Origin of the sequence: Stenotrophomonas maltophilia group sp. Smal12 (genome assembly GCF_037079935.1) — a bacterium.
Taxonomy (GTDB): Bacteria; Pseudomonadota; Gammaproteobacteria; order Xanthomonadales; family Xanthomonadaceae; genus Stenotrophomonas; species Stenotrophomonas sepilia.
Window position 1 is genome coordinate 61,140 of the sequence record NZ_JBAWUK010000006.1, and the last position, 24,974, is coordinate 86,113.

A 24,974-nucleotide genomic window follows, 5' to 3' on the forward strand; every position below is an offset into this window, starting at 1 on the left:
TGCATTGGACAAGCCGAAGAAGTCGGTTCGCCGCAGAACCGCAGGCGTGACGATCGACGAGGTTGCGGCCCTTGCCGGCGTTTCGCCGATGACCGTGTCGCGGGTGATCAACCAGGGCAAGGTGCGCGACGTCACCCGCGAGCGCGTGCTGCGCGCCGTGCGTGAGCTGGGCTATACGCCCAATCTTGCCGCCAGTTCGCTGGCCGCCGCACAGCACACGCGCATTGCGCTGATCTACACCAACCCCAGCGGCGCCTACTTGCGCGAACTGCTGGTGGGCCTGCTGCGCGTCGCCTCCAGTTCCGCCATCCAGCTGGTCATCGACTACTGGGACAACCTGGATGCCGAATCCGAACGCAAGGCGGCGCGTGCGCTCGCCGGACGCGTCGACGGGGTGATCCTGCCGCCACCCCTGTGCGAATCGCAGGCCGCCGTAAGCGAACTGGTCAAGGCAGGCATTCCGGTCGTGGCCATCGCATCGGGGCGCCTGAGCGAGGCCCTGTCCTGCGTCCGCATCGACGATTTCAGTGCCGGCAAGGAAATGACCGATCACCTGCTTCGGCAGGGACACACCCGCATCGGTTTCATCCGTGGGCGCGATGACCTGAGCGCAAGTGCGCTCCGCTACGACGGCTTCGTCACCGCCCTGCGCGAGGCCGGGCTGGCGGTGGAGCCTGGCCTGGTCCAGCACGGTGACTACACCTACCGGTCCGGCCTGGCTGCCGCCGAAAAGCTGCTGTCCCAGCGCCGGCCACCGACCGCGATTTTCGCCAGCAACGACGACATGGGCGCTGCCGCGATCTCCGTCGCGCATCGGCGCGGGCTGGAAGTGCCGCGCGACCTGTCGGTCGTGGGTTTCGATGACACCTCGGCCGCCACCACCGTGTGGCCGGAACTGACCACGATCCACCAGCCCATCGCCTCGATGGCCAACGCGGCCGTCGACATCCTGCTGCGCACCATCCGCCGTCCGGCGGCGGACGCAACGGTGCTGCGCGATCATGTGATGCCGCATCGGCTGATCGCACGCGATTCGGTCACCGCGCCGCCCCGGCGGCGGTAGCGCAGGCATCATGCTCCGCATCCGAGGGTGACCTCGGCTTCGTTCAGCGCACCCAGCGCGACGCGTGACACCGAGATCGTCATCGCATCGCCCGTCACCACCGACCACGGTCGGTCGATCGCGTCCATCCTTGCACCCGCCCTGGCCAGGCACTTCAGCGGCACGCCGACACGCTTCCACTGGCCCTGTGGAAGCGCCGCCAACGCCGGCCCGATGGCGACGCGCGCCGAGCAGCCCGCACTGCAGCTCACCGACAGCCACGCTTCACCCTGCGGCGCAGCGTCCACCCGCAGCGTGGTCAGCAGCATCAGGTCGCCGTTCGATTCACGCCGCAGGTCCAACGCCGTGTGCGACTGCAGTGCCGCGGCGGCTTCGCCCTTGCCCGACCAGGCCAGGCGTCGCCCGTCCTCCTGCGCCAGATGATCCACGCCGGTGATCTTCAGCCGGTCACCGGGCAGTGCGTCCGGTACGCGGGTCACGGTCAGGCCCTGGCCAGCGGCATCCTCGAGCCGCAGTGCCATGCCAGGGCCTGCGTCACCACGCGCGAAGAAGACGCCGGTCGCGCCTTCGTTGCCGGTCACGCCCGATGCCTCCGGCAGCGCGGCCAGGTCGCCGTTATCGGCGTAGGTCAGGCCGAAGCCGAACGCAAACAATGGATCGTAGCCCTTTTGGCCCACGTTGTTGGCGTACTGGGTGGCAGTGCGCGGCCAGCTGAAGCTGAGCTTGCCCTTGAAGTCGTGCTGCACCCGGCCATCGCTCCCGCGCAGCAGCACATCGGCAATGCCGGCGCCTTCCGAGCCCGGCAGCCACGCGGCCACGAAGGCATCGGCGGCATTGATTTCCCGGTTCACCCAGAGCGGCCGCCCGCTCAGGAAAACCGCAACAACCGGTATACCTTCGGCCTTGAGCCGCTTGAGCAGCGCCAGGTCCGTTTCGTTGCCGGGCTTGTAGGCCAGCGTCGGCCGGTCTCCCTGGAACTCGGCATAGGGGTCTTCGCCAAACACCACTACCGCCACATCGGGCTTCACTGCATAGCGTCCGTCGACGGCAAGCACGGCTTCACCACCGGCCGCCCTGGCCTGGCGCGCGATGCCCTCATAGATCGTGTCCGCATTGGGGAAGTCCTTGCGGGTGGTGCCGGTGCCCTGCCAGTTGAGCGTCCAGCCGCCGGCCTGCTTGCCGACATCGTCGGCACCGTCGCCGGCCACGAGGATCCGCTGCTTCGGCGACAGCGGCAGGAGGCCGTTCTGGTTCTTCAGCAGGACCAGCGACTCGCGCACGGCCTGCCGGGCAACCGCGCGATGTGCCGGCGCGCCGATCAGTGCGAACTGCCCGCCGACGGCCCGCGTGGATGGCCTGCCGGCCTCGAACAGCCCAAGGCGGAACTTGACCCGCAGGATCCGGCGCACCGCATCGTCCAGGCGTTGCGGCGTGATCCGCCCATCCTTCACCGCAGCCAGCGTCGTCTCGTAGAACCCCTTCCAGCTGTCCGAGGCCATCGCCATGTCCAGGCCCGCGTTGATCGTGGCCGGGCAGTCTGTGGTGGTGCAGCCCTTGACCTGTCCATGACCATTCCAGTCACCCACCACGAAGCCACCGAAGTTCATGCGGCCCTTGAGCACATCGGTGAGGTAATGCCGGTGCCCATGCATCTTTTCGCCGTTGACACTGTTGAACGACGCCATCGCGGTCTGCGCGCCGGCAGCGATTGCCGGCGGATATCCGGCGGCGTGGATGCGCACCAGATCTGACTCGCTAATGCGGGTGTCGCCCTGGTCCTTGCCGTCGGTGGTGCCGCCATCACCGAGGAAGTGCTTCACCGAGGCGATCACATGGCGGCCATCGAGGAACTCCGGCGTTCCCACCCTGCCCTGCAATCCCTCCACCATGGCGGCGGCATAGCTGGCCACCACCTCCGGCGATTCGGAGTAGCCTTCGTAGGTGCGTCCCCAGCGATCATCCTGGGGTACGGCAACGGTCGGCGCGAACGTCCATTCCATGCCGGTAACGCGGGTCTCCAGCGCGGTGATGCCACCGATCTGCCGAAGCAGCTCCGGATTGCGCGTGGCGCCCAGCCCGCTGTTGTGCGGGAACAACGTGGCGCCAATGATGTTGCTCTGCCCGTGCACGGCATCGATGCCGAACAGCAGCGGAATGGCCTTGCCGCCTTTCGAAGTGTCCATCGAGGCGTCGTAGAAGGCGTCGGCCAGCGCCAGCCATTCGGCCGGCGACGCGTCATAGCGGCCACCGGGATCGGAGTTGCCACCGGCCAGGATCGAGCCGAGCCGGTAGCGGCGCACATCGTCGGGGGTGACGCTGGCGATGTCACCCTGCACCAGCTGGCCGACCTTGTCCTCCACCGTCATGCCGGCCATCAGGTCGGTGATCCGCTTCTCCAGCGCAGGATCCGCGGCCAGTGGCCAGGTGACCTGCGGCCACGGATCGCTGGCGGTTCCCGCAGTGGCGGCGGGCCGGTCCTGCCCGTGGCAACCGAGCAATCCCAGCATCACTACCGCGAGCAGCGTGCCGCTGCGGGATAAGGAGGTCTGCGATGTCATGGCGCTCATCCTTCCATCTGCTCCAGTTCCTTGCCCTTGGTCTCGTGCACATGCCGGACCACGAAAACCACCGAGATGATCGCCGCCACCAGGTAGATGCCGTAGGTGGCTGCCAGCCCTGCCGCGGCCAGCAGCATCGGGAACGTCACCGTGACCACGAAGTTGGAGGTCCACTGCGCCGCGCCGGCGACCGCCAGTGCCGAACCCCGGATCTGGTTCGGGAACATCTCGCCCAGCATCACCCACATCACCGGCCCCCAGGACAGATTGAAGAACACGACGTAGGCATTGGCCGCCACCAGCGCCAGCGTGCCCATGCGACCGGGCAGCTGCAGATGCCCGTCGGCCAGCGAACCGCTGGCAAACGCCACCACCACCAGTGCAAGCGACAGCGACATCCCGGCCGAGCCGAACCACAGCAGGGGCTTGCGGCCGATCCGGTCAATCAGCAGCACGGTGACCACGCAGGCGCCGATGCTCAGTGCGCCGGACAGCACGTTGATCAGCAGCGCGTCGTTCTCGGAAAAGCCGACCGCCTGCCACAGCACGGCGCCGTAATAGAACACCACGTTGATGCCGACCAGCTGCTGGAAGCAGGCCAGCCCGACGCCGACCCACACGATCGGGCGGATCCGCCCGGTCAGCGTGCTCTTCAGGTCCGACAGTCGCGGGCGATGATGGTCGTTGGACAGCGAGGCATCGATCTCCTCGAGCGTGGCCCTGGCCTTGTCGCTGCCCAGCAGCCGGGTCAGTATCCGCAGCGCGTCGTCCTTGCGTCGTTTCACCACCAGGTAGCGCGGGCTCTCCGGAATGGTCAGCAACAGCAGCAGGAACACCAGTGATGGCGCGGCCTGCATCCAGAACATCCAGCGCCAGGCGGCCTGCCCGCCCCACAGCGGTTCGGTCGACGCGCCCGCTGCGGCTGCCAGCAGGTAGTTGGACAGGAACGCGGCGGTGAGGCCGGTGATGATCGCGATCTGCTGCACGGTAGCCAGGCGTCCGCGGTAACGGGCCGGAGCGACCTCCGCAATGTAGGCCGGCGAGATCACGCTGGCCGCGCCGACCGCGAATCCACCCACCACCCGCGCGGCAATGAACCAGGCCGACGAGACCGCCGCGCCGGCACCGAGTGCCGACAGCAGGAACATCACTGCCGACAGGATCAGCACGTTGCGGCGGCCCAGGCGATCGGCCAGCCGGCCTGCACTGAACGCGCCCACCGCACAGCCCAGCAGCATCGACGCGATCTCGAAGCCCTGCATCCATTCACCGGACCGGAATGCTTGGTGCAGGCCATCCTGGGTGCCGTTGATCACGCCGCTGTCGAAGCCGAACAGAAAACCGCCAATCGTTGCCACCACGCTGATCAGTACGATCAGCCGCGTGTTCTCACCGCTGCCTGCTGCCTGGTTCATGCCCGTCCCCTTGAGTGCACCGTTGCCGCCGTTGGCCTGCGTGCCGCGTTCAACGCAGCAGGTACTGGTTGAGCAGGTTTTCGTAACGCTCCTGCTTGCCGCTGGCCTGGCGCGGTTCGCCGAGGCGGGCGGCCAGTGCCGCAAGGTCCGGCAGGCTGAGCGTGCCACGCTCGAAATCCTGGCCGGCGCCGGAATCGAAGCTTGCGTAGCGCTGCGCACGCCATTGCTCCCACGGCGACTCGGTCAGCAGTGCATGGGCAACCTCCAGCCCGCGTGCGAACGCATCCATGCCGCCGATATGGGCAATGAACAGATCCTCCAGGTCGGTCGACTCACGGCGCACCTTCGCATCGAAGTTCAACCCGCCCTCCAGCCCGCCCTGGCGCAGCACGACCAGCATTGCGCCCACGGTGTCGTACAGATCGCTGGGGAACTGGTCGGTGTCCCAGCCGTTCTGGGCGTTGCCGCGATTGGCATCGATGCTGCCGAGCAGGCCATGATCGGACGCGACCTGCAGGTCGTGCTCGAAGGTATGGCCGGACAACGTGGCGTGGTTGGCCTCGATGTTGAGCTTGAAGTCCTTGTCCAGCCCGTGTTCCTTCAGGAAGCCCACCACCGTGGCACTGTCGAAGTCGTACTGGTGCTTCATCGGCTCCATCGGCTTGGGCTCGATCAGGAAGTTGCCCTTCAGGCCGATGCTGCGGCCATAGTCGCGGGCCATGGTCAGGAAGCGTGCGAAGTGCTCGATCTCGCGCTTCATCTGCGTATTGGCCAGCGACGCATAGCCCTCGCGCCCGCCCCAGAACACGTAGTGCTCGCCACCGAGTTCGACCGTGGCCTCCAGGGCGGCCTTGACCTGCACGGCTGCACGCGCGACCACCGCGAAGTCGGGATTGGTCGATGCGCCGTTCATGTAGCGCGGGTGCGAGAACAGGTTGGCCGTGCCCCACAGCAGCTTGACGCCGGTGGCCTCCTGGCGTGCCTTGGCCAGGCCCACCATATGCGAGAGGTTCTTCTGGTACTGGCCGATGTCGTCGGCATCCGGCGCCAGGTCGATATCGTGGAAGCACCAGTACGGCACGCCCAGCTTGGTGAAGAACTCGAACGCCGCGTCCACCTTTGCTTCGGCCGTGGCCAGTGGCGAGGCGGCCTCCCACGGGAACTGGCGGGTGCCCGGGCCGAACGGATCGTGCCCGGCATTGCAGAAGGTGTGCCAGTAGCACACGGCGAAGCGCAGATGCTCCTGCATGGTCTTGCCACCGATGACCCGGTTGGCATCGTAGACCTTGAAGGCAAGCGGATTGTCCGAGCCCTTGCCCTCGAACGGAATGCGGCCGACGCCGGGGAAGTATTCCTTGGCGCCGATGAAGGGCTGCGTGCTCATGGTGCGTGCTCCTGTCGTTGTACGGGGTGTCGTGGAGGAGTCATCAGCCGCGCTGCAGCGGCGTGATGGCATTGAGATGACTGAGGAAGCGTGCGTAGGCCCGTGCATAGGCATCGCTGTGGTCCGGATCCGGGCGTGCGGAGCGCGCGGGATCGACGGTGACGTGGCGCGCGGTGATGTCGCAGATCAACGTGGCCTCTCCCTGCGCCCGGGCGAGCGCCCACAGCGCCTGCAGTGCCGCACCAAACGCCGCGCCTTCGGCCTGCATCGGGACCTCCACCGGCAGGCCGAACACATCAGCCACCAGCTGACGCCAGGCAGCGCTGTTGCTGCCACCCCCGGTGAGCACGATGCGATCGAACTGCATGCCCGCGCGGACGAAGGCGTCGTAGCCGTACTTCAGGCTGTAGGTCGCGCCCTCCATGGCGGCGCGGTAGAGATGCGCCGGGGTGAAATTGGCGGTATCCAGGCCAGCCAGCACACCCTTGCCGAGCGGCAGGTCAGGGGTGCGTTCGCCATTGAGGAACGGCAGCATCACCAGGCCCCCTGCCCCCGGCGGCGTTGCGCGAAGATGCGCGTCGCCGTCTCGGCTGCTGAAACCGAAGGCGCTGGCCATGCGTTCGGTGGCCACGGTGCAGTTCATGGTGCAGATCAGCGGCAGCCAGCCCCCCGTGGACGAGCAGAACGCCGCCCACGCGCCATCCGGATCGATCACCGGCGAGCCGGAATACGCAAACAGCGTTCCGGAGGTTCCCAGGCTCATCGCCAGCCGCCCTTCCGTGACGCAGCCGGTGCCGATTGCCGCCATCATGTTGTCGCCGCCACCCACGGCAATCTTCACGGCCGCCGGCAGCCCGAACTCGGCGGCTGCCTTCGGCGCGATATCGAACAGGGCATCGGGCGCAGCGATCGGCGGCAGGCAGGCAGCAAGATCACGATCAGGATCGGTTGCGCGCAGCAGTTCCTGCGACCATGTGCGTGTGCGCACGTCCAACCAGCCGGTGCCGGACGCATCGCCAAGCTCGCAGAACCGCTGCCCGGTCAACACGAAATTCAGGTAGTCGTGTGGCAGCAGGATGGTCGCCAGCCGCGCATAGGCGTCGGCACGGTGGGTCCGGGTCCAGGGCAGCTTGGAGGCCGTGTAGCCGGCCAGGATCGGATTGCCCGCCAGCGCGATGGTCCGCTGAAACCCGCCCACGGCCTCCATGATCTGGATGCATTCGACCGAGGTGCTGGTGTCGCACCACAGCTTGGCCGGCGCCAGTACCTCGCCAGCATCATCGACCGGCACGAACCCATGCTGCTGGCCCGATACCGCCAGCGCAACGATGCGTGCGCGCAGCGAGGGATCGATCCTGGCAAAGCAGTCGCGCAGGGCCGACACCCAGTCGGCCGGCGCCTGTTCACGGCTGCCATCGGCACTGCTGTCCAGCGCGAGCGGCGCGCTGGCCGAGGCCACCACCGCCTGCTTCCGCGGGTCATAGACCAGCACCTTCAGGCTCTGCGTCCCTGCATCGATCCCTGCAACCAGACCCATCGAAACCGCCTCCGATCAACAAAAAGGTAGCGCTAACATTCCGTGGACTCAAAAAGGGGGCGTGGTGTTCCGGCCCCCTCGTTGCCACCGCGCGCGTCATCGCCCGCGGTGTTGCCGCACTGTAACCAGCTGCAGCGGAAAAAGCGTGCTGCATCGCAAAACCCTGCTACGTGCTCGCCGTCGTCGAACGCCATACGTCCACGCCGGACCTGCAGTACTGCGCGATGAACTCCGCCTGCGCCGGCATCTGCGCGGCGGCCTGCTGCACAGGCCTTTGGATGCCCTTCAACAAGGTGCGCAGATCGACATCACTCACGGCCCGCGCCAGCGGGTGGGCAGGACCGGGCGCGATGCCCTGCCCGAGCAGCACGCTGGTCCAGGATTCGACACGGAACAGCTCGCCGGGGTCCTGCCACGCATGTGCACGCTCGCGCCACGCCTGCAGCCGCTGCTGCAGCGATTCCGGCACGCGCATCTCGCGACAGGCCTTCCACATCGGTTCGCTGCGCTGCGTGGCGTGGTAGTGCAGGATGATGAAGTCGCGCACGTGCTCCATTTCCTGGCGGCTGACATCGTTGTACAGCTGCACCAGCGACGCACTGATGCCGTCGAACGGGAACAGCTGGATCAGGCGCACTACCGCGCTGATCGTCAGATGGATGCTGGTCGACTCCAGCGGCTCGATGAAGCCGCTGGCCAGCCCGAGCGACACCACGTTCCTGTTCCAGGCCTTCAGCCGGCGTCCACTGCGGAACGGCACCTTCCATGGATCGCGCAAGGGTGGAGCCCCGGCATCGCGCAACAGTTTCGCGGCGGCCTCGTCATCGGACAGATGGCGGCTGTCATACACCAGCCCGCAGCCAACGCGGTGCTGCAGCGCGATGTGCCAGCGCCACCCCGCCTCGTGGGCGATCGCCCGGGTATAGGGTACCGGCGGCGCCACCGCTTCGGTCTGCACCGCCACGGCCCGGTCGCATGGCAGCCATTCGTGCCAGTCCTCGTAGCCGGTGCCCAGTGCCTGCTCGATCAGCAGGCCGCGGAAGCCGGTGCAGTCGATGAACAGATCGCCCTCGATCACCTGGCCGTCGTCCAGCACCAGCGCCTGCACCGACCCGTCGTGCGCGTGCTGCCTGACCTGGGCGATCCGGCCTTCGATCCGGCGCAGGCCGTGTGCCTCGGCCCTACCGCGCAGGAACCTCGCATACAGCCCGGCATCGAAGTGATACGCATAGCTGGCCTGCGGCTGGGTGTGCAGCGAGAAGCGGTCGCCACGCGAGGCGATGCTCTCCAGGCAGAAGTCGCCCAGGTCCGAGGGCATGCCGCGGCGCAGGCTGTCCAGCCAGAAGTGATGGAAGGGGGCCGCCCAGGTGCCATGGCCGATGGTGCCGAACGGATGGAAGAAGCGATCGCCCGGCAGGCGCCAGTTCTCGAACGAGATCGACAGCTTGAAGGTGCCGGCCACCGCGCGCAGGAACTCCTGCTCGTCGATCTGCAGGAAGCGGTGGAAGGTGCGGATCGGCGGCACAGTGGACTCACCGACACCGACCGTGCCGATCTGCTCGGACTCGACCAGCGTGATCTGCAGCTGGTCACGGAACTGGTGCGCAAGCGCGCAGCCGGCCAGCCAACCCGCCGTACCGCCACCGGCAATGACCACCTTGCGGATGCGCCCTGAAGGCGTGCTCTGGGTATCCAACATGGTGCCCTCTCTCAACGGTTGAGCCTGCCCAGCAGCATCGCGCGCATGCGGCGGGCGCGCTGCTCGTCGAACGGTGCCAGATCCCCGCGCGCGGCGTCAGGCAGGTGCTGCCCCGCGCGCTCGCCAGGGCCGAATGCGTAGTAGCGGAAGAGCCCTTCCCAGGCCTGCTTTTCGCGCGCCGGCAGATCACGCACGGCCCACATCGCGTGGTGCAGCGCCGCCAGCGCGGATCCCAGCCAAGTCGGCGAGCTTCGCCACCAGTAGTTCACCAGCACGTTGAACGGTTCCAGGCTGCGTACATGGTGCCACCACATGCTGGGGATGAAGATCGCATCGCCGGGCCCAAGCACCGCGCGGCGCGCGTGCGCCAGCGCCTCGCGGAAACGTGGATGCCGATCGAAGTCGGGCTGTTCGAAGTCCACCACGCTGACCACCTGTCCCCCCGGCGTGGGATCGAGCGGGCCCGGATACAGATTGTCGATCTGGTCGGGCGGGAACAGGGTGAACTCGCGCTGCCCCACCGCGCAGCAGGCGAGGTTGTCGGGTGTGTCGAAATGGCACGAGGCCGTCACCCGGTTGCCGATCCAGATGCTGGCGGTGGCGTCGATGCCCTGCTTGGCCAGACCGGCGTCGTTGGCCTGCGCGAATGCCGGTAGCAGTGCCCGCGCGATCGGCAGCGAGGCCACGTAGTAGGTTGGCGGTTGCGGTGCATGCAGCGTCATGGCGATCTCTTCCAGCACCTGGGCCAGCCCACCGCGCCGTACTTCGAAGTTCAACCGGGTGAAGTCCGCGCTGTAGAACGGGCGCCCCCCGATCTCGGCGCCGCCGAACGAGTACTGGATGGGCGCACCCGCATCGACGCTGCACAGGTACGCCATTGCGTCCTGCACCCCGCCCAGCCCGGCCTGGACCAGTGGCCAATCGGTGGCGATGCCGCGCAGTACGACCGGGTCACCGGCCTCCACCAGGGCCGCCAGTGGCAAGGCGGCAGGATCGATGCCTTCCAGGATCCGCATCGGCAGGCTGGCGTGCACCGGTCAGTTCCTGGCCGCCTGCGCGGTGCCGTGCTGGACGCGGAGACGGCGCTGCTTCTCGGCGATCAGGCGGCGCATGTTATGCAGAGAGGCAAGCATCAGGTATGCACCTTCCAGGTAACCGGCGCGGTTCAACGCAGCCAGGCGCGAACTGTCCAGCGCCGCCAGGCGCTCGCGGTCGATGCCGTGCAATCCGCTCACGCTCACCCGGTGGTGCGCCGCGATCTGCACGTCGAGCGTGACCGGCTGGATGAGGCCGCAGTCGTCGAGCATCGTGAACATACCGGCCGCGAAGGCACTGCCCTCGTGGATGCCGCGCAGAACGCCGGCGATGTGGTCCAGGTAGGGCGTGTTGCCGCCCTGCGGCAGGAACACCGGCACACCGGCGCCGGCGGTGACGCGCGGATGGTCCAGGTCCACGTGCATCACCGAATCCTGGGTGAGCACGCCATCCACGTAGTGCTCCTGGAAGCCGATCAGGAACGGCCCTTTGGCCGCCGCGCCTGGCAGGTAGGAAGCATTCCAGCGCCCGTCCTGCAGGAACAGGTTCTCGTGTTGTTCGAAACCCAGCAGGGCCACGGACTGCCACGCCTTCGTCCCGGTATCCCTGCGCAGGAAGATCGGATACTCACGCTGCAGTTCGGCGAACTCGCTGGGATAGGCCGGCACCATGCCCACGGCATCGCCGAACTGCGGCCCGAATCCGGTGGCGACCTTCAGGTCCCGATGCGCGATGTTGTTGAGCATTTCATAGCGGGCCATCAGGGTATCCAGTCCAGTGCGGGGTGGCTGGCCGGCAGCGTAGCGCAGGCGCGACAGGTGCGGCGACACCGTCCCGGCGCGGCAACGCTGGCGGGCAGCGGTGCCGTGCCGGACGCATCGGCAACCAGGCTCAGAACTTGTAGCGTACGCCCAGCATGTAGCGCGGGCTCTGGTCTGCCAGCTTGACGATCATCTGCGACGTGCGCGAGCGCCACCGCACATCCTCACCGGTCAGGTTGATCGCCTCCAGGCTGAAGGACCAGTGGTCATCCAGCGCGTAGTTGACGCTGAGATCCCACTGCTCGTACGGCTCCACATAGTACGGATTGCGGCTGGAGCCCTGGTTGGCCAGGATCAGGTACTGGTCGCGCCAGTTCCATGCCAGGCGCACCGACCACCCGTACTTCTCGTACATCAGCATGGCGTTGGCGGTGTCGCTCAGGCCGGTGAGCGAGAACTGGTCGATGCCCGGATCGCCGCCATTGTTGTAGCCGACATCACCTTTGACCACGGTGTAGTTGGCCAGCACGCCGAAGCCGGTGTCACCGAAGAAGTACTGGCCGCCCAGCTCCCAGCCATGCAGCTTGGATTTGTTCTGGTTGATCGGGCGATTGACGTTGAACTGGTACAGCGGATCGTTGGGCTGCCCATACAGATCGTAGGCCGCTTCGGTGGCCAGCACCTGCGCATCAGTGCCGTTGTAGGCGCCGAGGCCGGCAGGATTGTTTCGCAGCAATGCCAGCGCGGTGAACAGCGAGGTGTCGTTGGCCGAGCAGGCAGCGGCATTGGCCGGCCCGACCTGGGCGACGCAGGCGCCGCTGGTCAGGAAGTCCAACGCCGCCCGCGCATCCGGCCCGGAGGTCGGGTCGGTGAGGCCGTAGAGGCTTTCCTGGACGACGGTGTTGCCGATGAAGTTGCTGACCGACTTGTTCCAGTAGGTCAATGACACATAGCTGGCATCGGCGAAGTACCACTCCAGCCCCAGGTCGAGGTTGTCCGATTCCAGCGGCTTCAGGCTCGGGTTCTGCGAGTTGCCGCTGGCGCGCGACGAGGGGTCGATCAGCACCGAGCCGAACGGCTGCTGGGCCCCGGGTCCTGCATAGAGATTGCCGTACGGCGCGCGGGCGATGCTCTTGCCGAACGAAACGCGGCCCTTCAGTTCCTCGGTGAGGTCGATGCTGAAATCAAGGTTGGGCAGGATGTAGCTGTAGCGCGCCTTCTCTGTGAAGGGCTGCTGCTCATCGGACAGCACGATGCGGAAATCGTTGTTGGCCTGCCACTCGATGGACTCGGGGACGGCAATGACCGAGGTCGACACCACGTCAGTGGTTTCATAGCGCACGCCCAGGCGGGTGTTGGTGCGCATGCCACCCAGCTCCCCGTCCAGCTCCACCTGGAAGTACGCCGCCTTGGTCTTTTCTTCGACGAAGTTGTCGGCCGCGCGTTGCGGGTTCACACCCAGGCCGACGCCGTACTCGCGCGATGCCCATTGCGCGAGCTGCCCGGCATTGCCGCGCCAGGCGGGCCAGCTGTTGGCACTGTAGTCGTCGAACAGGCCGACGATGCTGACCGGCTGCAGCAGGTCCATCAGGCCTGCGGCGGTATCCCGGTCCACGTTGGCCACGCCCCAGTCGCCCAGGGTCGAGTAGGCCTCGGCGGCCTGGATGCGGTGGGTGGTGGACTTGTTGGTGTCCACGCCGAACTGGAAGCGCCCGTGGTCGAAGTTCCATTCGCCATCGACGCGCGCCTGCTTGATCTCGCTGATCTGGGTCTGCGCGTTGACGCGCAGCACCTGCGTGCCAACCTCGCCTTCCTGGAAGCCCGGATTGACCACGCCATTGGTCCCGGCGAGCGCATCGGCGGTGCTGGGATACCAGACCTGGGTGCCAACCGGCAGGCCATTGTTGAAGTTCAGCTCCTGCACCCAGGAGCCACCGCAATGCGGGCCACGGGTACAGTTGTTGGTGCCGGCGATGCTCATGAAGATCGAACCACCGCCGGTGAGCGGATCATTCGGGCGGCTCTCGTTCTTCGAGTTGTGCGCATCGAAGCTGAGCTTGAAGCGGTCGCTGACATTCCAGACGGCGTTGAAGCCCAGCGAACCCAGCTTGTACTCCTGCATGCTGCGCTGCTGCTCCAGGCCGAAATCCTTGGTGCCGGCGATTTCACGGATGTAGACCGGCGTCGCGACGGCGCCACCGGTGTCGAACTCGACGTTGGTGTAGTTGCTGTTCTGCAACCACATGCCCTGCTCGCCACGATTCTCGGTGATCTCGTTGGTCGAGTAGGTGTAATCCACGGTCAGAGTCAGGCTGTCCGTCGGTGCGAACTGCAGCACGGCCTGGCCGTTGACGCGTTCGCGCTCGAATTCGGAGAACGCGTAGCGCAGGTCGTTGGGCCGCGCGTAAAGCTGGCCGACGGCCGGAGCATTGACCACGGTCGGGTTGCCCGGCATCGACCCTGTCCACGGCTGCACGTTCCAGTAGTTCTCCGTGGCCTGCACCGAGCCACCCTTGCGCTTCTGCTGGCTCGCGCTGACGCTGACGCCAAAGGTCTTTTCCGGATTGCTGTAACTGAAGATGCCCGACAGCTCCGGTGTCAGGTCATTGTCGAACGGCTGGCTCTGGTCGGACACCAGCTTCGCCCCGGCGCTGGCCACGATGCCGGCGTGATCGAGCGGACGCGAGGTCAGGATGTTGATCGTCGCACCGATGCCACCGCTGGGCACCTGCGCCTGGCTGGTCTTGTAGACCTCGATACCATTGATGGCCTCGGCGGCCAGCTGCGCGAAATTGAAGGCGCGGGTGCCGCCGTCGACACCGCCGATGGCGACCTGTCCAGAGGCACCGAATGCATCGGCACCTGGCATCTGCCGACCGTTGAGCGTGACCATGTTGAACTGGGGGCCGAAGCCACGCGCGGTCACCTGCGCACCCTCGCCGTCACGGCGCTCGATGGAGATGCCGGTGATGCGCTGCAACGACTCGGCAAGATTGGTATCGGGGAACTTGCCGATGTCCTCGGCACTGATCGCGTCGACCACGCCCGCCGAGTCGCGCTTGATGTCCATGGCCTGGCTCAGGCTGTTGCGTATGCCCGTGACCTGCACTGCATCAAGCTGGGTGGGTTGCGACTGGCTCTGCGGCTGCGGCCCGGTCGCCGGTGCGGCGTCCTGCGCAAAGGCGGGATTGATGACCAGGGCACCACCCACGAAGGTGAACATGGCCCGGGACCGGAACTTCGCCAACGCGCGGCTCATGAACCGGACCTCGGGCCCGGGGTGCCACGGAAACTGCAGGTGCTCATGAAAGTCCCCTCTGACATACGATCGAATGGATGTACCGCCCCCTCCCAGGGGCACGCACGGGCGTGGCCCGCATTCCAAACCGAACAGCACGGGTGCTCGGGCACGCCGCGACTTACACTTGCTTTTCAAGCCTGCCAGGACAAACACGCGGCAAAGAAGGCAGCCTCCCGGACCCTGGATCCCCGTCCGACTGGTAGCGCTACCATCGCGTTGCAGCGGAGAGTAATCACCGAGGTTCGCCGTTGTCACCATGCAGCGCAGCAAAACCGCCTGCGCGCCAAACAGCTGATGACTCGGCCGTTGCTGCATCCGGTCACGCTCACCCGACGTAGGAAAGATGCCCGCACTTGCGGGTCATCCAGAAAGGAACGCACCGTGAACGCTCTTCAGCGCATCGCCGCCGCAGTCGGCTTCGCCGTACTCGTTTCGTCCGGCTCCTCGGTTTTCGCCGCCAACACCGTCATCGTGGGCGGGGCAGAAATGTACCCCACCAGGACCATCGTCGAGAACGCCGTCAATTCCAAGGATCACACCACGCTGGTTGCAGCGGTCAAAGCAGCCGGCCTGGTCGACACCCTCAACGGCGCCGGGCCCTTCACTGTTTTCGCGCCCACCAATGCGGCCTTCGACAAGCTGCCTGCAGGCACTGTCGATACACTGGTGAAGCCTGAAAACAAGGCACAGCTGACCCGGATCCTGACCTACCACGTCGTCCCGGGCAGCTACAGTTCGGCCCAGCTTCTGGCCGATGCCCGCAAGCACGGCGGCAAGGCCACCCTGAAGACCGTGCAGGGTGAGCCTCTCACCGTGGCGCTCCACGATGGCAAGCTCTGGGTCATCGACGCAAAGGGTGGAAAGGCAGGCATCAGCATTGCAGATGTCGGCCAGTCCAACGGCGTCATCCACGTGGTCGACACCGTGCTGATGCCCAGGTAAGCGGCCTCACGCAACGGGCATCCGGCGCGATGCCCGTTGCCCGGGCCCGGTCATCCCGACGTCACCATGCGGATCCCTGCCCGGCATGGCGTAGTAGCTACCACTCCGGCCCGAGCAGCTTGGTCACTTCGGCCTCCAGTTTCTGCGCGGCCTCGTCCTGGGAGGCGACCTTGATGCACAGCCCCGACTGCGCCGGCCCCGGCACCAGCTGGTAGCGGTTGATGGTGCCGCCACCTTCGCCGTCCAGCGCTACCCGCGCCACTACCGTTCGGCCATTGGCGTGGAAGGTCCAGTCCTGATAATCAAACATGCCTAAGTTGGTGTGCGGCCAAGATGTCATCCCACTTTACGCGGCACGCCAGTGAAGAACGCTCCAGGAAGATGTTCAGCGCGCGTGGACATGATGGCGACAGGGCCTATCGCAGTGTCCGCGCCAACTGCAGGACATCGGCGAAGAAGGAGGGATAGTCGTCCTGTGGAGCGCTGTGGGTCTCGCGCCGGTGGACCAGACGCACGGCGACCACCCGCTGTTCCGGGACGATCATCAGGTATTGGCCCAGGTAGCCGTTGGCGGCAAAGCCGACGACCGGTCCCCGTGTGATGTCGTAGAGATCGGCGCGCTTCAGTCCGCGCGCGGAGATCTGGCTCCGGCGGCGGGCTTCAACTCAAGCAGCGTCTCCCGGTCGTGCATCACCAGGACCGCGTCGGAATGCGCGCCGCGCGCGTTGCGCTTGATCGCGGCGAGGGCTTCGGCACGCGTCGCCGCTTGGGTGGCCCGGCGATGCCGAACACCAGGGCCAGGGCGCAGGACAACCAGCAGGATCCTGGCATCGCAATCTCGTCCAATGAGTGTGCGCGCAGTGTGACTACATGTGTAGTCACACTGCAGTGCCTGAAGTCATGGCGCGCTTGCGTGCTGAACGTGGGCTGGGCGCCACCCCCGGCCCACCTGCAACGCGGTCGTCCGCAGCGGTCGCCATGCAGCGCTGCACGGTATGATGCGGCGACCCGGAACCTGCGATGATTGCAGCGGCCGCCCATCCGCTGATCGCGCGCGCCAGGCCCCCCTGCGCCGGGGTCGCTGCAGGTGCCGCTGAAGCCCCACTCCATGCTTGCCTCCCAAGCCCCCCTCCTGATCTGGGCAGCGGTCGCCGTTGCCACCCTCGGCCTGCTGTTCCGTCCTTTCCGCATCCCCGAATATGTGTGGGCGCTGGGCGCTGCCGCCGTGTTGCCGCTGCTGGGCGCCGTGTCGCTGCACACTGCATGGGGCGCAGTGGCCGAAGGCCGCGACGTCTACCTGTTCCTGGTCGGCATGATGGTGCTGGCCGAACTGGCGCGGCGCGAAGGCCTGTTCGATTGGCTGGCGTTGTACGCGGTGCGGCATGCGGGCGGATCCGGGCGACGCCTGTTCGACCTGGTGTTCCTGGTCGGCACGCTGGTGACGGTGTTCCTGTCCAACGATGCAACGGCCGTAGTGCTGACGCCGGCGGTCTACGCCGCCTGCAAGGCGGCGCGCGCCAACCCCCTGCCCTACCTGTTTGTCTGTGCCTTCATCGCCAATGCGGCCAGCTTCGTGCTGCCCATTTCCAATCCGGCCAACCTGGTGGTGTACGGCCAGCACCTGCCGCCGCTGCTGCAGTGGCTGGCGCAGTTCGCGCTCCCGTCGGCGGCGGCGATCGGTGCCACCTATCTGGTCCTGCGCTGGGTGCACCGGCGCGAGATCGCCCAGCCGCTGGTGGCCGCGCCGGCGCATCGCCCGTTGACCGACGGCGGCCGGCTGAGCGCACTGGGCGTGCTGTTCACCGGCACCGTGTTGCTGGTCACGTCCGCCTTGAACGGGCCATTGGGCCTGACCACGTTCTGTGCGGGCACGCTGAGTGTGGCCGTGGTGGCGATCCGCCAGAGGCGCAGCCCGCTGCCACTGCTGCGACACGTGTCCTGGGGCGTGCTGCCGCTGGTGGCGGGACTGTTCGTGCTGGTGGAAGCGGTGGCGCAGACCGGTGTCATCCAGAGCGCGGCCAGCGCGCTGCAGGCTCTGGCGCAGGCATCTCCCCGCCAGGCCAGCTGGCTGGCCGGTGGCGCGGCTGCGCTGCTGAGCAACGTGGCCAACAATCTGCCGGTCGGCCTGGCCGCCGGTTCGCTGGGGCAGATGGCCGACCTGCCGGCGCAGACCCGTGCCGCATTGCTGGTCGGCGTGGATCTGGGGCCCAACCTGTCGGTCACCGGTTCGCTGGCGACAATGCTGTGGCTGGTGGCGCTGCGCCGCGAGGGCGAGCATGTCAGCGCGCTCGACTTCCTGCGCGTCGGCGCGCTGGTGATGCCGCCGGCGTTGATCGGAGCACTACTGCTGCTCTGATCGGCGCGCAAGCGGCATGCGCTGCTAGAAGGCCACCTGCAGGCGGGTGTTGAAGGTGGTGCCTTCATCCCTGCCCTGGCCGGTGCCGCTGCGGTTGCGGGTCTGCCAACGGATCGCCTCGAACATCACGCGGCTGAAGTCGTTGAGATACCAGTTCGCACCCAGCGTCCACGCGTGGCCGGTACCGCCACTGGGCAGCTCGGCATAGTCCACGTCTTCGTAGCGCCCTTTCAGTTCCCATGCCCCGGCGCCGCCGCGGGTGACAGGATCGGCCACTTTCACCCGGCCCCAGGTGCCGGCCTTGCCCGAATAGGCCGGCCTTGCACCGGCCAGGAACCAGCCCGCCGAGATCGCCCAGGCCTGGTGGTCCAGATCGTAGCGCCCGCTGGCGCCGGCCCCGCGCAGGTTGCGCGTACCCCATTCGCCGGTCGCCCAGGCCGGCCCGAAGAAGCCTGCCAGTTCCGCGCCATAGGACGTGCTGCGCTCGGCGCCCAGCAGTGTGCCCGGCGCAATCTTGACCAGGTCGTTGAAGTGCCCGGCGATGGCCGAACTGCGGACGACGCCGCTGGCGCTTGCGGCAATCTCCTCGTGGAAGGCCCAGGCCCCCAGGTGCACCGTGACTGCGTCGTTGGCCACCGGGTTCCAATGCACGCGCGTGGCCCAGGTCTGGCTGTCGTTGTCGGTGCCGGCGTTGTTGAGATCGTTGCCGGCCACCGACAGGCTGGCATGCCAGTTCTTGCCGTACACGCGCTCGGTCAGGCCGACACCGAACAGGCCGCGCTGCGGCATCATCAGCGTGCCGACCACGTTGCGGTCCTGGAACGGCGTGTTGGAGGTGCTGCTGGAGCCGTCGATACCCCGGTCGTTGAGGCGGTTGCCTACGGTCAGGTCGGCCGGCAGCCCGAACAGGCGGTGGTCAACGGTGGCGTAGACCGACTTCCACGCCACCGCGTTGTCGGCGAAGTCACCTTCCACCGCCCAGCCGAGGATGCCGTAGCGGCCTTCGGCGCCCAGCCGCACCGAGCGGATCTCGGTACCGGAGATGTTGCGGTCACTCACTGACGATCCATCGGTGCTGGATGCGTCGACGAACAGGCGTCCGCGCGGACGGAACACCACGCTGCCATCGGCACTGCTGAACTCCGGTGCGCCCTTGGACCAGGTGACCTTGGGCGCCTTGGCCTGGCTGGATTCCAGTGCGGCGACGCGGGTGTCCAGCGCGGGGGCCTGCGTTGCGGCCGCCGCACCGGCGGTGCTGTGCCCGCCCTCCACGGCGCGGAGGCGTGCTTCCAGTTGCTGGATCTGCAGTGCCTGCTGCTGCACCAGGCGTGACAGCTCAGCCTGGCTCAGCGGCGCGGGCAGCGAAGACGTGGACTGGGCGCCGGCATGGCCACTGGCCAACAGCAGGCCGAGCGCGACCGACAGCGCTGCCAGCGGCAGCACGGTGGAATGGTTCATGGACTCTCTCTCCGGCCAGCCGGCCCCCTGGCCCGGCGCTGGCCTGTTGCGGTGGTGCGGGGGAAGATCGGGGGAGGAAGCGCGCGCCGCCGGATCGGCCCGGCGGCGCGGCAGGCGGGCTCAGCCCGGCCCGGTCAGCTGGTGGCCTGGGCCTGGGCGTTGGGACGCCAGGTGATCAGCTTGTTCTCGACCACGTCCAGCAGCGCGTCGATGACCAGCACGAAGGCGGCAAGGATGATGATGCCGGCAAACACACCGACGGCGTTGAAGTTGCCTTCTGCCTGCGCAATCAGGTAACCCAGGCCCGCCGAGGCGCCGAGGTACTCACCGATGATCGCGCCGACCACGGCGAAGCCCACCGAGGTGCGCAGCGAGGACAGGATCCAGCTGGCTGCTGCCGGGAAGTAGACATGGCGTAGCAGGTCGCTGCGGCTTGCGCCCAGGATGCGGGCATTGGCCAGTACCACCGGATTCACCTCGCGTACGCCCTGCATGGCATTGAAGAACGTGGTGAAGAACACCAGGGTGACCGCCAGCGCCACCTTCGACCACAGGCCCAGCCCCAGCCACAACACGAAAATCGGGGCCAGCACCACGCGCGGAATTGCGTTGAAGCCTTTGATGAAGGGATCGAGGATGCGCGCCGAGCGGCGGCTCAGGCCCAACCAGACACCGCCGGCCACGCCGAGGCCGGTGCCGATGATGTAGCCCAGCGCGGTTTCGGTCAGGGTGATGTAGACGTGCTGGTAGAACGACGTATCGGACAGCCAGGTCCAGGCCTGCTGCACGATCGCCGTTGGCGAGGGGAAGAAGAACGGATCGATCACGCCCAGCGCGATGCCGCCCTCCCAGCCGCCGAACACGGCCACAACCAGGGCCAGTTGGATGAACTTGTCAGTCTTGGCGTGCATAGCTCTTCTCCACTTCGCCGCGCAGGCAGGCCCAGATGTCGCGGTACAGGTCGGTGAAACGGTCATCCAGCTTGATCTCGGCCACGTTGCGCGGGCGTTCCAGATCCACGTCAAAGCTGCGCACCACGCGGCTGGCCGGACCGGATGACAGCACCACCACGCGGTCGCCCAGGGCGATCGCTTCTTCCAGATCGTGGGTGATCAGGATCACCGAGCGCCGGTCCTCCTGCCACAGGCGCAGCAGTTCGTTCTGCATCAGGTGCCGGGTGTGGATGTCCAGCGCCGAGAAAGGTTCGTCCATCAGGATCACCTTCGGCTCGACGATCAGCGCCTGCGCCATCTGCACGCGCTTGCGCTGGCCACCGGACAACTGGTGCGGATAGCGGTGCTCGAAACCGGCCAGGCCGACCTTGGCCAGCCACGCGTTGGCCTTGGCCTTGCGTTCGGCTTCGGGCACACCGCGGAAGCGCAGGCCGAGCTCAACGTTCTGGTAAGCCGTCTTCCACGGCAGCAGCGCGTCCTGCTGGAACAGGTAGCCGACCGACTCCTGGACGCCGCTGACCGCACGGCCATCGATGCTGACCTGCCCGGACGACGGCTTCAGCAGGCCCGCCACGGAATTGAGGATGGTGCTCTTGCCGCAGCCGGTCGGCCCGACGATGGCAAGGAACTCGCCGTCCCCCACCTGGATGTCGACATCACGGACGGCGGTGAATTCGCCGAAGGACATGGTCACCTTGTTGATGGCGACCATGGTCTGTGCAGGCTCCAGCTGCGGTGCGCCATTGAGCTGGCGCACGGTGGCATTGAGGGCCATGGGGTTACCTCCGCTTACGGTTGGGCAGCCGGCGCCGCGGCGTTGGCACGCTCGACGAAGGCATTGGTGTAGGTGCGGGACAGATCGATGTTGGCCTTGGCCACATCCGTATTGAACTCGCGCAGCACCTTCAACGGCGTTTCCAGATCAGCCGGCGTGAAATGACCGTCGCGGGTGAAGATCGCGCGGGCGTTCTCCACCGCGCGCGCATAGGTGGCGCGGTCGCCGGAGACGTAGCTGTCCGGCAGCGCCGCAACGATGTCTTCAGCACTGTTGTCGGCGATGAACTTCAACGCCATCTGCTCGGCGCGGGCGATCTTCTCGGCCGCTTCGGGGCGCTTGTCCAGGAAGCTCTGGTTGGCGTACATCACCGAGGTCGGGTACAGGCCGCCATAGACCTGGCGGGCGCCGTCATCGCTGCGCGCGTCGAGGAGGATCTTCCCGACCTTGCGCTCGGTGATCAGGGTGGCGGCCGGGTCGTAGTTGACCAGCAGGTCGATCTTGCCCTGCTCCAGCGCGGCCACCGCAGCCGCGCCCGAGCCGACGCCGATCAGCGAGACACTGTCGACCGGGATATCGTGCTGAGCAAGGAAGTGACGGACGAAGAAGTCCGACGATGAGCCCGGCGCGGTGATCCCGACCTTCTGGCCCTTGATGGTTTCCGGGCGTGCCGGATCGAAGCTGGCATCCTCGCGGCCGGCCATCACCAGGCCGGAGTTGCGCGAGAGCAGCACGAAGGCCACCACGTCCTTGCCCTTGGCCTGCATCTGGATGGTGTGGTCGTAGAAGCCGACGGCCACATCGGTGGAATTGGCCACCAGCGCCTGCAATACCTTGGAGCCGCCCTGGGCGAAGTTCTCGGTCTTCACCTGCAGGCCGACGTCCTTGAAGTAGCCCTTGGCGTCGGCAATGAAGAACGGCAGGTTGTTGAGGTTGTAGGAGCCGACGCTGATGCGTACCGGTGCATGGTCACCACCGCCGGCGGATGCGCCTTCGGTGCGCCCGCTGTTGCTGCATCCGGCCGCGGCCAGACCAGCCGCGCACAGCGCGGCCATCAAGAACTGCTTGTACATCATCCCTCCCAGGAGTGAAGCATCTACGTTGTAATGGCGGGCATGCGCACCTGCGCCGGCCCGTCCGGGTTCAGATCATGCCGCTGACGTCCATTGGCGGGCTTGGGTGGAACCGGCCACGGCAAGTGCTGGCGTGGTGGCAAACACGCGTCCTTCGAACAGCCGGCGTGCGGTGCGCACGACGCTGGCAACGACCGGCGCGTCCTGCGAGCTGCGACTGAGGCCCACCTCCAGGGCCCCGCTCGGATGTTCGAGGGTAATGCTGCCGGGAACGGACAGGCATCCGACCAAAGTGTGGGCCAGCGTGCCCGGCGTAACAGCGGCGGTGGCCAGGCCGACCGCGCCGGTAATGGCCAGCGCGGTGTGGCATTGATGCGGCATGAAATAGCGCACCTGCAGATCGCCCCCATGTTGTGGCGCCGACAGCAGCACCGGCTTCGGAATGACCTTGTTGCCGGCGTCAGAGATGCCCATGCGGGCGCCCGCCTCGATGCGCAGCGCTTCCAGCCGGCGCATGAATACCGCGTCCGCGTTCAGTTCGGCGGGCGGGGTATCGCCGCGCACGCCCAGATCTTCTGCGCGCACCAGCATCATCGGCATCGCGCAGTCCACCAGGCTGACCGGCACGCCATCGATGGTTTCCTGCGCGTGGCCGCTGGGCAGCAGCTTGCCGGTGCGGGCGCCTGCCGCATCAAGGAAAGCGAGCCTGACCGGCGAGGCCGAGCCCGGCGCGCCGGCAATGCGCGTGTCACCGCGGTACACCACGTTGCCGCCGGGCGTTTCCACCGTGGCGATGATCAGCTTGCCGGTGTTGACGTTGTGGATGCGCACCTCGGTCTGCGGATCCTGCGCCTGCACCAGCCCACGCTCGATGGCATACGGGCCTACGGCCGCCAGCATGTTGCCGCAGTTCGGCGAGGTATCCACCACCTGCTGCTCTACCCGCACCTGGGCGAACAGGTAGTCGACATCGGCGTCCGGACGGCTGGAGCGGTCGATGATCGCCACCTTGCTGGTCAGCGCGTTGCCACCGCCGATGCCGTCGATCTGCAACGGATGGCCCGAGCCCATCACTTCCAGCAGCAGGCGATCGCGTTCAGCGATGTCCATCGGAAGGTCGCTGGCCAGGAAGAACGGGCCTTTGGAGGTGCCGCCGCGCATGAGTACGCAGGGAATGCTGAGCAGATCGTTGGACATACGTGTGCTAGATTGATGCGTATAGGGGATGAATGACCCCTCTGTGATTCGATACTGGCATGACCCCAATTGATCTGTGAATTGCTGATTTTTGGATGATTGATACCCCATGAGCATCAATTGCGAAATCCTGGATCTACGCGCCTTCCTGCTGGTCTCGGAGACCCGCAGCTTCCACCGCGCCGCAGAAATCCTGCACGTCTCCCAGCCAGCACTCAGCCGCCGCATCCAGAAACTGGAGCAGGCGGTGGGGTCGCCGCTGCTGGAGCGCACCACGCGCAGCGTCAGCACTACCGCCGTCGGCGAGAACCTGCTGCCGCTGGTGCGTCGCATGCTGGAGGAGTTCGATGGCTCGCTGTTCTCACTGCGTGGCCGCGAAGACACCCGCGGCGCTACCGTGACCATCGCGTGCCTGCCGACGGCGGCGTTCTACTTCCTGCCCAGCGTGATGGCGCGTTTCCACGAAGCGCACCCGAACGTGCGCTTCCGCATCCTGGATATCCCGGCCACGGAGGGTCTGCAGGCAGTGGAACGTGGCGAAGTGGAGTTCGGCATCAACTTCATGGGTGCCAACGATCCGAATCTCGATTTCGACGTGCTCGCTGAAGATCCATTCGTGCTGGCATGCCGGCGCGATCATCCTCTGGCACGCAAGCGCAAGGTGGAATGGGCCGATCTGGCCGAGCACCAGCTCATCACCGTGCACCGCACCAGCGGCAACCGCACGCTGCTGGATGGTGCGCTGGCGCGCGAGAACCTCAAGTTGAGCTGGCACTACGAAGTGACCCACCTGTCGACGTCACTGGGCATGGTCGAGGCGGGCATCGGCGTGTCGGTGCTACCGAAGATGGCCACGCCGGACGGGGATCACCCCACCCTGGTGACGCGCGCGATCGGCAACCCGGTGGTGTCACGCACGATCGGCATCGTCCGCCGCCGCGGCGCCCTGCTCTCGCCCACGGCGGAGCGATTCCTGCAGATGCTGATGAGCCAGTGGCGCGGGGAGGCGTGAGCAACTGCGCGGTTCACGCGCCTATGCGTTCCGGCGCGCCAGACGCTGGCAGGGCCGCCCTTCATGACGAAGCCGCGAAGATCGACGCAATACCTGCAAGCGATCCCACGGCCACCCACGAGAGCGTGGCGAATGCAACCAGCAACACCTTCCGGTGCACGACCTGCGCTTCGTTCCGGGGCTCCGGCCGCCGCGCATAGGGCCTGGAGAAACCCAGGAGTTCGCCGGTGACTGTCAGCGCCCCCATGAAGATCAGTGCGGTCACGCAGAAGCCAAAAATGGAACCAATGAGGGCCACATGCTGGGCATCGCCAATAGCCGGCTGAGTGCCGGCCAAACCCTCTACAAGCTGGCCCGTCCACCGTGCGGGCAGCCAGGCCAGGGCGGCGACAATACCGAAGTGACTGGCCACGTTGATCCAGAACCAGGATGTGGTCTTCATGACGTCAGCATTT

General features: G+C 66.7%; 19 protein-coding genes and 1 pseudogene. 4 read left to right on the forward strand and 16 right to left on the reverse strand.

The genetic code is table 11. The features are described 5' to 3' along the window. Nucleotides 1-4: 4 nt before the first annotated feature. Complete coding sequence (locus WDC87_RS04220; protein WP_252744990.1) at nt 5-1,063, forward strand: LacI family DNA-binding transcriptional regulator; 1,059 nt, start codon at nt 5-7, stop codon at nt 1,061-1,063. An 8-nt stretch (nt 1,064-1,071) separates the two neighbouring features. Here the strand turns inward: WDC87_RS04220 and WDC87_RS04225 are convergent, their stop codons facing one another. The 8 genes from WDC87_RS04225 to WDC87_RS04260 form a co-directional block, all read right to left on the reverse strand. Next, nucleotides 1,072-3,630, reverse strand: a complete 2,559-nt coding sequence (locus tag WDC87_RS04225) for an exo 1,3/1,4-beta-D-glucan glucohydrolase (RefSeq protein WP_252744991.1) — start codon at nt 3,628-3,630, stop codon at nt 1,072-1,074. Then, the gene (locus tag WDC87_RS04230) at nt 3,627-5,036 is read right to left on the reverse strand and encodes a sugar porter family MFS transporter (RefSeq protein ID WP_252744992.1); all 1,410 of its coding nucleotides are present in this window, start codon (nt 5,034-5,036) and stop codon (nt 3,627-3,629) included. The genes WDC87_RS04225 and WDC87_RS04230 overlap by 4 nt, the downstream gene beginning before the upstream one ends. A 49-nt stretch (nt 5,037-5,085) precedes the next feature. After that, entirely contained in the window at nt 5,086-6,420 is a 1,335-nt protein-coding gene (gene xylA / locus WDC87_RS04235) for a xylose isomerase (protein ID WP_111128083.1), read from the reverse strand. Between the two features lie 43 nt (nt 6,421-6,463). Next, nucleotides 6,464-7,957, reverse strand: a complete 1,494-nt coding sequence (gene xylB, locus WDC87_RS04240; RefSeq protein WP_252744993.1) for a xylulokinase — start codon at nt 7,955-7,957, stop codon at nt 6,464-6,466. Between the two features lie 166 nt (nt 7,958-8,123). Further along, nucleotides 8,124-9,656: a tryptophan halogenase family protein gene (locus WDC87_RS04245; protein ID WP_069138495.1), complete on the reverse strand. Its 1,533-nt coding sequence runs from the start codon at nt 9,654-9,656 to the stop codon at nt 8,124-8,126. Between the two features lie 11 nt (nt 9,657-9,667). Then, nucleotides 9,668-10,690, reverse strand: a complete 1,023-nt coding sequence (locus WDC87_RS04250) for a cupin-like domain-containing protein (RefSeq protein WP_188240996.1) — start codon at nt 10,688-10,690, stop codon at nt 9,668-9,670. Between the two features lie 3 nt (nt 10,691-10,693). Then, entirely contained in the window at nt 10,694-11,452 is a 759-nt protein-coding gene (locus tag WDC87_RS04255; protein ID WP_252744994.1) for a SapC family protein, read from the reverse strand. Between the two features lie 130 nt (nt 11,453-11,582). Further along, a complete protein-coding gene (locus WDC87_RS04260; protein ID WP_188240995.1) occupies nt 11,583-14,711 on the reverse strand; it encodes a TonB-dependent receptor in 3,129 nt (1,042 codons plus the stop codon). A gap of 423 nt (nt 14,712-15,134) precedes the next feature. Here WDC87_RS04260 and WDC87_RS04265 point away from each other — a divergent pair, with 423 nt between their 5' ends. Further along, nucleotides 15,135-15,695, forward strand: coding sequence for a fasciclin domain-containing protein (locus WDC87_RS04265; protein ID WP_227836728.1), 561 nt, complete (start codon nt 15,135-15,137; stop codon nt 15,693-15,695). Between the two features lie 97 nt (nt 15,696-15,792). On the opposite strand, the gene WDC87_RS04270 is transcribed toward WDC87_RS04265, so the two are convergent. Further along, complete coding sequence (locus WDC87_RS04270) at nt 15,793-16,005, reverse strand: hypothetical protein (RefSeq protein WP_252744995.1); 213 nt, start codon at nt 16,003-16,005, stop codon at nt 15,793-15,795. 106 nt (nt 16,006-16,111) lie between these two features. Further along, nucleotides 16,112-16,342, reverse strand: a pseudogene (locus tag WDC87_RS04275) (penicillin-binding protein); the annotation flags it as partial. A 461-nt stretch (nt 16,343-16,803) separates the two neighbouring features. Here WDC87_RS04275 and WDC87_RS04280 point away from each other — a divergent pair. Continuing rightward, entirely contained in the window at nt 16,804-18,051 is a 1,248-nt protein-coding gene (locus tag WDC87_RS04280) for an arsenic transporter (RefSeq protein WP_072167088.1), read from the forward strand. A 24-nt stretch (nt 18,052-18,075) separates the two neighbouring features. On the opposite strand, the gene WDC87_RS04285 is transcribed toward WDC87_RS04280, so the two are convergent. The 5 genes from WDC87_RS04285 to WDC87_RS04305 form a co-directional block, all read right to left on the reverse strand. Continuing rightward, the gene (locus tag WDC87_RS04285; protein WP_252744996.1) at nt 18,076-19,509 is read right to left on the reverse strand and encodes a porin; all 1,434 of its coding nucleotides are present in this window, start codon (nt 19,507-19,509) and stop codon (nt 18,076-18,078) included. Nucleotides 19,510-19,643: 134 nt separating this feature from the next. Then, entirely contained in the window at nt 19,644-20,420 is a 777-nt protein-coding gene (locus WDC87_RS04290) for an ABC transporter permease (RefSeq protein ID WP_005409726.1), read from the reverse strand. Next, a complete protein-coding gene (locus tag WDC87_RS04295; RefSeq protein ID WP_049467258.1) occupies nt 20,404-21,237 on the reverse strand; it encodes an ABC transporter ATP-binding protein in 834 nt (277 codons plus the stop codon). The genes WDC87_RS04290 and WDC87_RS04295 overlap by 17 nt, the downstream gene beginning before the upstream one ends. Before the next feature lie 14 nt (nt 21,238-21,251). Then, nucleotides 21,252-22,310 (reverse strand): ABC transporter substrate-binding protein, encoded by a 1,059-nt coding sequence (locus tag WDC87_RS04300; protein WP_072167148.1) that lies wholly within the window; start codon nt 22,308-22,310, stop codon nt 21,252-21,254. A gap of 75 nt (nt 22,311-22,385) precedes the next feature. Then, nucleotides 22,386-23,507: a 4-oxalomesaconate tautomerase gene (locus tag WDC87_RS04305; RefSeq protein ID WP_252744997.1), complete on the reverse strand. Its 1,122-nt coding sequence runs from the start codon at nt 23,505-23,507 to the stop codon at nt 22,386-22,388. A gap of 109 nt (nt 23,508-23,616) precedes the next feature. On the opposite strand from WDC87_RS04305, the gene WDC87_RS04310 reads away from it, so the two are divergent. After that, nucleotides 23,617-24,519 (forward strand): LysR family transcriptional regulator, encoded by a 903-nt coding sequence (locus WDC87_RS04310; protein ID WP_010485668.1) that lies wholly within the window; start codon nt 23,617-23,619, stop codon nt 24,517-24,519. Nucleotides 24,520-24,580: 61 nt separating this feature from the next. Here the strand turns inward: WDC87_RS04310 and WDC87_RS04315 are convergent, their stop codons facing one another. Then, nucleotides 24,581-24,961 (reverse strand): hypothetical protein, encoded by a 381-nt coding sequence (locus WDC87_RS04315; protein ID WP_111007746.1) that lies wholly within the window; start codon nt 24,959-24,961, stop codon nt 24,581-24,583. Nucleotides 24,962-24,974: the final 13 nt, after the last annotated feature.